Annotated in this window: 9 protein-coding genes and 2 pseudogenes; all 11 read right to left on the reverse strand. The window is 50.4% G+C overall.

The genetic code is table 11. The features are described 5' to 3' along the window. Positions 1-390 precede the first annotated feature (390 nt). Positions 391-2,193: a TniQ family protein gene (locus ACF8O8_RS17435; protein WP_349738930.1), complete on the reverse strand. Its 1,803-nt coding sequence runs from the start codon at positions 2,191-2,193 to the stop codon at positions 391-393. Positions 2,194-2,219: 26 nt separating this feature from the next. Beyond that, a complete protein-coding gene (locus ACF8O8_RS17440) occupies positions 2,220-3,161 on the reverse strand; it encodes a TniB family NTP-binding protein (RefSeq protein WP_349738931.1) in 942 nt (313 codons plus the stop codon). Next, positions 3,158-5,050 (reverse strand): hypothetical protein, encoded by a 1,893-nt coding sequence (locus ACF8O8_RS17445; protein ID WP_392510048.1) that lies wholly within the window; start codon positions 5,048-5,050, stop codon positions 3,158-3,160. Before ACF8O8_RS17445 ends, ACF8O8_RS17440 begins: the two co-directional genes overlap by 4 nt. 784 nt (positions 5,051-5,834) lie before the next feature. Further along, positions 5,835-6,308: pseudogene (locus tag ACF8O8_RS17450) on the reverse strand (LysR family transcriptional regulator); the annotation flags it as partial. A 144-nt stretch (positions 6,309-6,452) separates the two neighbouring features. After that, positions 6,453-6,806: a hypothetical protein gene (locus tag ACF8O8_RS17455; protein WP_392510049.1), complete on the reverse strand. Its 354-nt coding sequence runs from the start codon at positions 6,804-6,806 to the stop codon at positions 6,453-6,455. A gap of 59 nt (positions 6,807-6,865) precedes the next feature. After that, entirely contained in the window at positions 6,866-7,195 is a 330-nt protein-coding gene (locus tag ACF8O8_RS17460; protein ID WP_392510050.1) for a DUF202 domain-containing protein, read from the reverse strand. 2 nt (positions 7,196-7,197) lie between these two features. Next, positions 7,198-7,572, reverse strand: coding sequence for a YidH family protein (locus tag ACF8O8_RS17465; protein ID WP_392510051.1), 375 nt, complete (start codon positions 7,570-7,572; stop codon positions 7,198-7,200). A 142-nt stretch (positions 7,573-7,714) separates the two neighbouring features. Next, a pseudogene (locus ACF8O8_RS17470) lies at positions 7,715-8,214 on the reverse strand (shikimate dehydrogenase); the annotation flags it as partial. 107 nt (positions 8,215-8,321) lie between these two features. Next, positions 8,322-9,629: an OprD family porin gene (locus tag ACF8O8_RS17475; RefSeq protein WP_392510052.1), complete on the reverse strand. Its 1,308-nt coding sequence runs from the start codon at positions 9,627-9,629 to the stop codon at positions 8,322-8,324. A 104-nt stretch (positions 9,630-9,733) separates the two neighbouring features. Then, positions 9,734-11,011, reverse strand: coding sequence for a nitrate/nitrite transporter (locus tag ACF8O8_RS17480; RefSeq protein ID WP_392510053.1), 1,278 nt, complete (start codon positions 11,009-11,011; stop codon positions 9,734-9,736). 56 nt (positions 11,012-11,067) lie between these two features. After that, positions 11,068-12,582 carry a sulfatase gene (locus ACF8O8_RS17485; RefSeq protein ID WP_392510054.1) on the reverse strand — a complete coding sequence of 505 codons (1,515 nt, stop codon included), beginning with the start codon at positions 12,580-12,582 and terminating at the stop codon, positions 11,068-11,070. Positions 12,583-12,674 lie beyond the last annotated feature (92 nt).

Below are 12,674 nucleotides of genomic sequence, written 5' to 3' on the forward strand. Positions count from 1 at the left end.
TCAGACAAATCAATATGTTAAGCAGAAAATTGAGCGTAAACCCAGGGAAGGATCCTACCGCCAGTCCGATTTTATGAAGGTGCTAGCAGGGGCAATTCACTGGTGAAATCTACTCATAAAGCGATGAGAGCGGTCTCGAATTTTTACCGCATCTGTAACGATCAGCCATCCATAGCTGTAGCTCACCCGCCGTTGCACCTGTCAATAAATCGCAAATTTTAGATGCATCGAAAATGCCATGCACAGCATGTCAATTTTCAATTGATATTCAACATTCGCACAGTCAGCATATGTACGAAAGCTTTACCTGGGTTTCTATTTAGCTGAAAATATTAAAAGCGGGCAATATCAGTAGATAGCATTAGGAGGGCCAGAATACACTCATTCTTACTATCTCAATGCCCAAATAACCTGCTCGAATTCTTCTGCACAGAGAGTTCGATATGCCAATGCTATCATTTCCTCCCTCACTCGCCGAGCGTGTACACCAAGCCCTACCCTCCTAATCTCATTACGATCTACTGGAAACGGAAGAGAATACGGTCGGCATACGTCACGGATCGTCAGAGCTTCATCGAAAGAGATCACATTGAAAGCTACTCCGAGCATCCAGTAAGCAACAGCTATCTGACGTGGAGTCGCCCATGAGTAATGAGGAGGGGCATCAGCAAAGGACGTATCAGGAGTGAGGTTAGCGCTATTACCCTTACGCTGAGGAAAGAAGAAGGAACAGGCAAATCCCGGAGCCGTTCGCCAAGCAGGATCACAGAGCCAGACGCCAAGCAAAAACTCCAGAACTGCCTTGGTAGGCTTTTGAGTCTGGATGATTTGGGTATCTCCTAGCACCCAACTCTGTACCCTAGCAGTGATCCTCAACAGCATTTGATTATCCGCGATGGCCTGCTCGCCGTTGCTGATGAGAGGAAAGCTGACTAGCAACCGAGAGCTTGGGCTACTTACATACTCAGTGTACGCACGCCAGGCCTTGTCCAGCGGTGAATAATGAGGCGTAGAAAGGCTAAGCAACATCACTGGAGACGCATGATCGCAGCAGATACACATACCGAGTTGGCGCCAAGCAGACCGCCAAGCTGGCAGATCAACCTTCCTAATATCCGCTTTCAGACACTCTGGGCAGTAGCTAGTGCTCTGACGAAATGGGAGATAGCCATCTGTGGGCAATCTAAAGCTCTGAAAAACACCCTCATAACGATCGTTAAAGCAGCTCCGTATAGCCGGAAACTCATATAGTGAGTCCGGGTCTACCGACAATTGAGCGCATTGGTGTGAGAAAACATCAAAAGCATTGAGCTCTGCGACGCTCATGTTCTCGACGGACATTCTTCCCATCCACGAAGAAAACGACTCACCATTAATAGGGAATAGCTGCTCAGCCTCAAAATTATCAGCTTCATTAAAACGTAACGCACCAGCGTCTGCCAAAGACAAATGCACCAGCCTGGATGCATAACCAATAAGGCCCTTAGATTTGGAATGAATCGATTTTATCTCTTCTTGTGATATCTCCGCACCTTGATCAGAAGCTGCTAGTAATTTGCGACGAATATCGCGGATGAACATTTCAAAGTCGCGATCATTCTCCATCGGGGATAACTCAAATGAGCGCACCCCCGTATTAGTCAGCGAAACGGCATGATCAATTTCCCGAGCAGCGCCTGGCTCCGCAAATACGACAATTGGAATGCATGGGCAGCGAGCAACAAGCTCCTGCATTGCCAATAAAGATTGAGATGAAGAAATAAGACTAGGCAAGACCCATTCGTGTGCGTCACGAATAATTATTAAATCGTAATTTCTTTCTAAAAGCAAATGCCAGTAGGCCTCATCAAGGGCTGACTTCCCTTTATGCTTTCTTATCTCTTCAGAAACCTCTGCAGGAAGTTTCAGTGAATATACAAGATCCGAAGAAAACAAGGTAACCGATTTCTGAGGGTGACGCTCAATTGATAAAACCCTTAGTTGCTGAGACCTAAAGTGGTGCTCTAGTTGATAAGAGAGCGCAGATAAACCTGAGCCCAGAGCCCCACCAATCAAGTATAAGTTAGTGCGGTCATCATCACTCCCCACTGCTACACCATTGCAAATGGAGCTAACCAGTGCAGTGAGAACAATTTCGTTTCCCGACAAGTTAGACCATTGAGCTTCAGTAAATGCACCTAACCTATTCAGCATAATGAAACACCACACCATAAACCAGACTATTGAATCACAGTATAGCGATCCAAGTAGGACTGCGTATCCATTCGGTTTTTCAGGACGACATCGACCATGTACAGACTCTGAATATTTATGTACTCAAGGCCGGACTCGATTGCCATCCGCGATGCTTCCTTGAGGATGGTGACAACAGACCTCAGCGGTGAATACTTCTCCTCAACACCATCCCTATATACTTTGAGAACTGATAACTCCAAAAGCTTTTTACAGAAGTCAAAATCAATGATCGACTTTTGCCGGAGTGGCATTTTCGCTACAAATCCTTTCACAAAAGCGATGAATGACTTATCGCACTTCAATTCCGGAAGATGAGCTGAGCGCAAACTAAAACGACTAGAAATTGTATCATCTGCTTTTAGAAGTGTTTCGAGATTCTCCTTGTCCGCAAGCAAGCAGAAATTTAACGCCCAGTATGGGCCAGCAAATCCTTTGACCGCGGAAAGATTAAGCTCGCGACCTCGATCAGTAAACCCCTTAAGCAGTAGTTGCGCTTCATCCAGCACAACTCCGCCCACATTATTTTCCCGAATCAACCTCTGTCCTCTCGCAATATCATTGTAGCTCAGCGTGAGCGGTTTCTTGCGCTCGCCGAACTGAATCCCTATCTCCATTTGTAGCAACTTAGTCAAGTTCAAATTAGCAGTGTTGCGAACTAAATCTATATAAACAACCTTTCTTGCCCAGTCTGAGTTCGGCGCACAGCTTTGTTGCGCCATTACTGCTCCAATCGTACTCTTACCTTGACCAGACTTAGCTGTTATAGACATACACGGATTATCAATTAGCCTGGGAAGAGCAACGAGCCTTTTATAGCTACCCATTGCGATCATAGCCTCCGGACGCATAATGAAAACATCCCTCATGCAGGAGATCATGCGTTCTTCTGCGGTTTGTTCCAGGAGGCGTTCATGATCAGCTTTCATAGATCAAACCCTTCTAGCGGTTCAACATCCGCTGCGTCGAAAATAGGCTCGGCCTTCGATTGCGTTTTTGACTTCTTGGGAGTAGCCTTGGCAAAAGGCCCAACCATCTCACTTTGTGTAGCGTTTGCTGCATTACGACCTTGTTCCAGAGCTTCCCTTTGAAGCGCTTTTTTGATGTCCTGTTGACTAAGATGGATCCGCTCACCTGCCGGGGTTAATTCCCCAGCCTTAAGCTGCTTATATTGCTTTGCCTTCCATGCAAGCATTGATATGGGGCCAAATCTACAGGGCGGATCAACACTTTCGAATGGTCTAAGGTCGTCCAAATCTGGCCCAAGGCGCTCAATGGGTACCCATCTGTCATTATGTAGAACCCATGCGCGATCAATATCTGAATTATCAACTTTAACCCTGACGTGCGATCCGGAATGCCCGTAGTAAGGCCCAGGGTCATAACGCAAGATTCCATGAATAATTATAGCATCCTTGCGAACTCTTACCCGGTGCTCATGATACATACCAATAATAAAATCTAACGGATCTTCAAATCTCGGAGGTGTCAGAATTTCACCGTTGTGTTCACCAAATCGACTAAGCCAGAGATCGTTAGAGGTCATCCCATCATAGCCACCCTTTTCATGCCTTCGACAAATTTCAGTCACCACCATCTTAAATATTTCGTCAAGGTAATAAATTGCGGTTTCTTCAATTTTTTTTCCACGCCGTTTTTTCCCAGAAGATGGCACAGCTCCTTCTAAGGTCTGTATAAAATAACGATTTATTATACCGAGCCCCCTCTCGATCGAGCCACCACTCTGCTTGCGTTTTCTTCTCATATGCTTAACGTTGTGGATCTCACAAGCAACCTTGACCGTTTTGGCATTGAGGTCTGGCCCTCCATCAACCATCAGGGCAGAAAAGCGACCATACTGGATCCATTTATAAACATTCTCATCGAGCCCTAAGGCTCTGATTAGATCTTCTTTTGGCTTTATCGCCATGTCTAAGGCTTGTGCTAACGTCCACCTACTGGGCGCCCCGAAATACAAAGCGAAACCGAGAAAAGATCGACTCCATTTATCTTTTATAAGCATGAGATACGGTCGACCGAGCACTATTCCCGTTTGTCTGCACCTCGCATGCATATCCAGCGGACTACCGTCAGCCTCGACCACTTCAAGAGGCCCAGATACTTTCAGACCAAACGGGTAACTTCCACATTTGTCCTGCGCCGCCTCCTCCCCTTCTTTAGCTTTGATTCGTTCACGCTCTTTGAGAATTGTGCGCAAGCGCCTGCGCAAGGTGGCTCTTGACGGAGCATTTGCCTTTCCTAGCGCTGAGATAATAGAGTCAATAACCCGCTCTTCATTCGCCCCTGGGCCTGTGTAATCTGCCTCGGCGGTGGATATTATATACTCCTCCACGTAAGGAGAAAATTTCGTGCTACCCTTCTTGCGACCTGGCTTCCCTGGGACAAAGGCAGTCCAGTCACCGATAATAATGTACCTATCTCTCAACCTTCCAATCATGGTGGCTTCGATTTTAAGTTGCTTCTTGACATACTCTATGCCTTGCTTTCCAGACATCCACTCATCAAATACTGCCTGACGCTCCAGCGCTAACGACTTTTCGTCTTCAGTATAAGGCAACTCAATAACCACGCTATCCTCAACAACGGGGGCAGCAGCCAAAGTTTCATCCCTGAATTTACTCAAGGACTCATCAGAGGCCACCGCAATATTTCCCTCAGATGTCTCAACATTTTCTCCCGTTATTGAGTTTACGACGACCAGAAAATTCTTCATTGCATCAAAGCTTTTGACGATAAATATTCCCGGCCTATCTCGCAAGGCAACAAGGCTCTCAGGTCTATACTTCATCGTTGACATCTCCCGCACCCGGGCTAGCAAAGGACTCATTCCTAATACTTTGCAGCCGACTCTTTACAAGAGAGTCTGATGGACTATCCATGCCTAGCTGATAGCAAAACCAGCTCACATCCTGATAGAAAACGTTAAACGATCGCCCATAATCCCCGTTATCTTGCTCATTAAGCACGATAATCAAGAAATTTACGACCGCCTCGATAATATACTGAGAGTCACTTTTGACTGCGCGACTAACGTACTCAGTCAAATACTCAGCGAAATTCGAAAACATTGGCTCCGAATCGGAGTCAGGAGACTTGTCTTGATTAATAAACTCTCGAACATGCTCTCGAAAACGATCTGCAGGACGCGCCTCAGCAATGACATGCTTTGATGGTAAGCAGCACGCTTTTCCGTCCAGTAGCCGGCAGATTCGCAGTTCGTCTTTTTGGGAGTCGGTTCTAAGGACGTAGCACAGATCCGCGCTACGGGTGGTGTGGACAAAGGAGCCGATGCTTAACATGACGCCTACCCTCGAGAGTCTCCATCCCTTAAGCCTAGGCATGATGCATGAGCCGACCAGCGCCACTTGTCTAAAAAAACACAGATTTGTAAGCTATTGATTTTATTGAGATGCATTTCAAAAATCTGTGATGTTTTGATGCCAAAAAAAACACAGAATTTTGTTTTTCCATAAAAAAATGTATTAAATACAAATAGTTAGTGCTGACTCACTGGTTAGTAAAAATGAACATCGTGCGCTCCCTAGGCTGCAGATTCGTGTGACCGGCATCTATGGATGCCGGTCACAGTTCAGGCGGCTGAGCGGTTGCTGAGAGGTGATGGCAAAGTCCAGGCTGCCATCGCGAAGGCGCTGCAGGATGTGACTGGGGCGCAGGTCGGTGATGGTGATCTTCACCCGTGGGTATTTGCGCCGGAAGGCCAGGATGCTCTCATCGACCCCATTGAGCATGGCTGTCAGCGAGGTGACCCCGATCGACACAGAGCCCAGTGCGGCGTCCTGGATGGTCGCCGCTTCGATTTGCAAGCGACGGATGCTTTCGACTACTAGGCTGGCATGACGGATCACCCGCTGGCCCTCCTCGGTCAGGGCCATGCCCCTATGCGAGCGCTGCAGCAGCTCGAACCCCAGCTCCCGCTCCAGTTCCTTGATCGAACGGCTCAGCGCAGGTTGGGTGATGTGCAGAATCTTGGACGCTTCAAGAATGCTGCCTGCGTGATGGATGGCGACTAATGCCTTTATTTGATGAAGTTTCAACCGACTGTACCTTGCTGTTAGCGGACGGCTTGGTGTCACGATGCATATTTAAATGCAAAAAGTCGACCTGAAGTCCACCTCAGGAATGTCGAAAGACTGCGAGAGTTTGCAGTGGCGACGACCATACTGGCACCGCCGCTCCACTCATAGGGGGATAGCCTTTGCAGACTTGCGGTCCTGTAAAAGTGAAAACCAGAAGCTGACCTGTGCCGAAGCCACAGCTCCCAGTAGCACCGCCACAGAGGAAATAGCAGGGTCGGAACCTACCGAGGCCAAGGATGTACTGATAGCGCCCGCGGCCATCTGCAGGAAACCATACACACCAGCGGCCGCTCCAGTCAGTCTCGGGTTCACGTTCAAACACTTGGTCAATGCCAATGGTCCAGTCACCCCCAGCACGCAATTGAGCAGGAACACCAGCGCAAGTGCCTGGGCAAGCGTCAAGCGGCCTTGATAGGCTACCAACAGCAGCAATAAAGCAGCGCTGATGATACACATGGTGTTTCCGTATCTCCGGCAGTAGCGACCGTTTATCAGTCCTCATTACCCCTTGAGTTTTATCCAATCATGTACAGCAGAAAAAAACCGAACGAGACCAGTACGGCCACACTGCCCCCCAGCACGATTACCTCACACAGCGGTGCCCGGATTGAATCATGAGCGATGCCGACTACTCCCTGCTGATAGCGCCGTTGGCTTCCGAATAGCACCCATAAAAGCACTGCCGATGCAAATATAATAGGGGGTAACACTAACCAGCCGAAATCAGGAATCCATTTAAGAAACATGACAGCAATTGCCATCATAGATGCCAGAGTACGAACCCACGCTAAAGCGGTTCGCTCGGGTTGCAAGCCGAGATCCTCGTGCCTTCGCAATACCTGCATTGTTAGACTCCACGAAGTAGCGAGAAACCGAGGAACACGGCAACCATAAGAGAGCAACCAAGCGATAGCAGGGGTAACAGAAGAGGCAATGGCAGAGGCGCTTTTTGTCGCATCGCGCGTTCTACGTTGAGCCACCGAAGACAGGCGCTGAGGCTTACCAAAAGGCTTAGTGTGAGCATAGAAGAGGCAAGGCCTTTGCGGACTTCCGAATAAAAGATGTCGATTGTGAATGCCTCCACTGCGATACCGCTGGCTAGAAGAGCTAGTGAGGTGCGAATCCAGGCCAGAAAGGTTCGCTCATTCGCAAGGGTGAATCGGGGATCAGGCTCAGTGCCTCCAGCTAGAAGGCGCTGTTCAATCTTCGTTCTTTCGACCATGGCGGCACAGCTACCTATGTAAATGATGGGTTCTAGATTAAGCGGAGCTACTCGCTCCATAGAGAGATTGGATTCGCCGCATACCGTCGCAATGGCACTCGCGACAGCAGTGCGACTACAACAGGCCTATCCTTGCCCTATTTCATATCAACGCCGAGAAATGTCGACTCATCCGATCCGCATCTGGTGTGATACCGGTGAACAACTCAAAGGCCTTGACCGCTTGGAATACGGCCATGGCGCCACCTCCAAGTGTTTGGCAGCCCAATTCCCTCGCTGCCTGCAATAGCTCCGTTTCGAGCGGGAAGTAAACGACATCAGCAACCCACAACTCAGGACGGAGCAAACGGCGCGGCACTGGCATACCCGGGAACTTTGCCATGCCCATGGGGGTGGTGTTCACCAGCCCATCGGCGCTGTTGAGCGCAATGTCGAGATCACCACCGGTGGTCGCCCGCCCGCCAGGAATATGCTTGTTGAGGTTGTCGACCAACTGCTCAGCGCGGCTGGCATCAACGTCGAAAATCGTCAAGTTATCCACGCCTTCCAGCAGCAGTGCTCTGGCCACAGCAGCCCCAGTCCCCCCCAGCAACCCCCTGCCCCCATCTGCACCACTCGATCACGCTTGACGTCCACTGCCCCTCCTGCTCGTGCATGGCGGGCGTCTTGGAAAGCTGGATACCTGCTCCAATCAGACCAACAAGAACTGTTTTGCTCATTTTAATTTTCCTCACTAAACTTTTTTGCACTCAAAGCAAGTCCACGCGATAGTTGAAGATGAGCCGATTCTCGACTTGATCACGAACGTTTGGAAAATCGCTAGACAGCTGTCCACGGCGCCACTGAACCTCAAGGTTCTTGAGTGCCCCACCCTGGAAAATGTAACTCAATGTTGTATCAATTTCATGCTCTTTAACGTCGCCTATCTTGGTTTTAATATTGCTGCCTGAGACATATATCGCGTTGAAGCTAAGCCCCGGAATACCCGCCTTCGCAAAGTCGTAGCCGTAGCGAGCCTGCCAGGATCGTTCCCCTGCTCGGGTGAACTTGAGCACTTGGATTGACGTCGGGAGATATGCAGACGATCCATCGCCTTGGTTAATGAAGGGGAAGTCACTGTCCCCTTTTAGAACTTGGTAACCCGCACCGAACGCATGCCCATTATTTGACAGCGTAAACAGTAAGCTATAAGCCTGGTTATCCACTTTGCCGACGGTAGCGCCATTAAAATACCCGGAGGATCCGTATCGAGGGTTATGGGTGTTCTCACCTACTCCGTAGCTGTTGAAATAGCGTAAATCTGTCTTGAGCGCGCTGCCACCAACATTGACCGAATGCACTAGCCCGAGAAAATTTTGGGCATAGTAATTTTCAAGTTTACCGTAGTAATACTTGGAGGTCAGTGAGTCGCTCAGTTTGTAGCTGATGCCGGCGTACTCAAAATCCTCACTTCGCTCAGTACCACCTGCGATCCGCATGCCCTCAAGGTTTGTCGAACCAGGTGCTTTAACCTTGTTCAACCGGCCAGCCACGAGCTCGGCATTGCTGAGATCCTTCGAGTCGATCTGCCAGCCATTGAACCACATTGGTAATAGACGCCCGTCATTGTTCACGAGCACCGGAAGCACAGGCTGTAGCGTGCCGTAGCGAAACACGGTTTTCGAGAATTTTACCTTCGGCGTCAGGCCCAAGGTTGAGAACTCATCTTCAGCCGAGTGGTCCGTTCTTTGAGGAAACATTATGCCTGGCTGACGCGTCGATTTTGCGTGCCCGGCTCGGCCACCCGAGTCCAGCTTGATGCCCAGCATGGCTGAGGCATCAAGACCGACTCCGACCGGTCCGGCGGTGTAACCTGACTCCATGTTCAGAATAAAGCCCTGACCCCACTCTTCAATTTTTGAAGGATTAGCAGAGCCGGATCTGTAGTCATTGTTGTAATAGTAATTACGCGCACCAAAATCAACTCTGGCGTCATCAATAAAACCATTCGCCGCACACAGACTCACCTTGAGGAGTGCTCCTAAAAGAACACTCACCCACAAAACTATTTTCTTCATGACGAAGAGGCCTATATAGTTATTATTTTGCCAAAGCTTATTGCAGCTGCTTTACTCATTTCGCATGGAGCGCTACTGATTGAACAGCGAGCACTTCTATAGAACTACTTCGATTCCAGCGAAACGGTATTGCAGTTAGTATGCGGCACGGCTGCCGACGCCATGGCTGGAGTTCGCAACATTAGAATCAGGAAGAAGCCCAGGGTAGGCCCTGCTGCCAGAACAGTAAAGGCCACGGTAAACGAGTTGGTCTGAGCAAACGCATACGCCACAGCGGACGGTGCTATAACACTGCCAACTTGCCAGAGTCCATTCATCATTCCGATTGCCGACGCTGTGTTCTCGATACCAACGATGCGCGTCGTCAAGGCATTCATTAATGGGGAATAGTTGAACGCGGCACAGCCTAGGAATGGTGCGATTATCAAGAACTGAGTCTTGGTCTGTGCTTGGCCGAAGAGCATCATCAAGACTGCAAGGCTACCAATGCAGATCGTGATGAGCAGCTTATGGCGCCCGCCGATGGCATCTGACAGCCAGCCAATCAGAGGCTTGGTGACCACGGCCCCCACGGCGAAGGCCACAGAGACAAGCCCAGCATCGGCGGCAGACATGCCGTGCGCTTTGATCATCAGAGTGTTAGCCCAGAAGGCGAAACCCCAAGTTGCCCAAATCGCTCCGAAGCCAGCCACACCAAGAATCCGGATCTCGCGGTTCTTGAGCATGGCCCACATGTTTGCGGACGGCTTCTCTAACTGTGCGCCGGCGTCTGCAGGCTGATTCCTGATCATGGCGAACGTGATAAGTGCCACGGCGACTGTCCATCCACCCAGGGCGATGTATAGAGTCCGCCAGTCAATTAAAGTAAGTGCATAAGGGTACACCGCATTGGTGATTCCGATACCCAAAGAGGGGGCCGTCGCGAACAGACCAAGGGCTAAGCCCAGATTTTTCTTGCGGAACCAGGTAGCGACCAGCTTGGTGCAAGCAGCATTGTCGACTCCGGCAAAAAATCCCATCGCCAGTTGCATTGCGAGTCCAGCGGCCTGGCTCTTGATCATGCCAAAGCCAGCGCAGGCGAGCCCCAGCGGAACCAGAGCCAGCAGCAACGAAAGCCGCGCACCAATCCTGTCAGTCACGAACCCCATGAAGAAATTCGACACCATGTAGCCGATGTAGAACGTGGTGATGAATGTACCGATGCTGGCCGTTGTGAGGCCCAGGCTGTCGACGACCGAGGAGCCGGCATTACTCCACGCCAAACGCACGAAGAATGTCGTTATCCACGCACTGAAGGCCATCATCAGAATCAGCCACCGATACTTTGGCTGAGCGCTCTGAATCCCGCTGTCCTGCTCAAGAATCTTGTTATTAATATTCATGCTTGGCACGCCTGCTGTGATGCTTATTGTTATTGGTGTTGTGCTGCGGTCAACCCCTACGCGGGCAAGCCAAAACGCTCGTACAACTCTGGCGGTGCGTCAGCGGTCTTCATTAGATCCACCATCTGCTCCACCATTTTTGCCTCAACCGCAGCATCCGATACCTTCGCGAGTTGGCAAGGATCATTCTCGATATCAAAGAGCCGCGTACCGACATCGATCTGTGCACCCGCGCCTTGGCGGTTGTAGACCGGCGACAACGGGGTGGACGGCATTTTCAGAACACCGATACCCTTTGTGAAAGGCAGAGGTTTGACGAACTCGGCTTGGCGCAACTCTTCCACGCTGAAGAACGACTGGATGTGGGTTGGCATAAGCGTGTACTGGTAGAGGTCGCCTCCATTGATGTCAGCCGGGTAGCGGAAGTACGTGTGCTTGGTGTCGGTGACGTTGATCGCGCAGCCATGCTGGCCATACAGCGCGGCCTTACGGATCGGCATGTCTTCAGCAAGCATTGGTAGCAGTGATTTGCCTTGCACTTCGGCAGGAGCCTTGACCCCAAAGATGTCCAGGAAGGTAGGCATCAAGTCAATGGTTTGAGTCAGCGACTGTCGCCGCTCACCAGCACGATGAAGATGATCTGGGTGAGAGATCATTAATGGGATGTGCGCGACCTCGTTGTACACCGGCATGATCAGCTTGCCCCACATGTCCTGCTCTCCAAGCAGAAAGCCATGGTCAGTACCCAGGATCAGGGCTGTCGTTTCCCAGAGGTTGTGTTCATCAAAGAAGTCGAGTACACGACCCAACTGCAGATCGCAATGTGCAAGAGTCGCTGAGTAGTTGGCGCGAAGCTCGGCCACTTCCTCTGGCGTTTCGTTCACGTTGCCATAAGGTGGCCAGTCCAAGATCGGGCCACGGTATTCAGTCGGATAGTCCTTACGGAAAGACTCCGGCACCTGGAAGGGCTCGTGCGGATCGAACGTCTCGATCTGCAGAAACCAGTTGTCCGCCTTATGGTTTGTCTGGAGGAACTCCAGACCACCGTCGAAGGTTCGAACGGCTGGATATTCTTCGTAGGACTTGTACAACTCTCGGTTCACGATGTTGCGACGGTGCTTGTGCCGGCGTGCCATGCTGTATTGCTTGGCGTGATATTTTTCTTTCCACTCAGGCATGGGTTCGACGATGCCTTTCCATGGATCGGTCTCCTGGCCACGGATCATGTCCGCGCTGTCATAACGGGTGTGATACGTGGCGCCGCCGTCTTCCCAGTAGTGGGCATGATCGGTGACTAGGTGAGCGTACACGCCACGTTCCTGCCCCAGGATTTCTGGGAAAGAGTTGTCGAATGGCTCCAGCGGGCCCCACGAACGGTGAAGGAAGTTGTGCCGACCGGTCATGATTTCCCGGCGTGCAGGCATACAAGGCAGGCTACCCACATAGTGGTTATCGAATACGATGGATTGCTTGGCCAGGCGGTTGAAGTTCGGCGTCTTCGTGGTCGTGCCTCCATAGCACTCCAGCGAACGACGATTCAATGTGTCGAATAGCATGAATAAGCATTTCATCGGTAAAGCCCCTTTCTTGTTAGTAGGCTTTTTGTACCGGAATAGCGCCTTCACGATGAAATGACGATTTCTTTGAAGGGTGATGTTCTGCG

The organism is Pseudomonas sp. TYF_14 (genome assembly GCF_043105275.1).
GTDB classification, from domain to species: Bacteria; Pseudomonadota; Gammaproteobacteria; order Pseudomonadales; family Pseudomonadaceae; genus Aquipseudomonas; species Aquipseudomonas alloputida.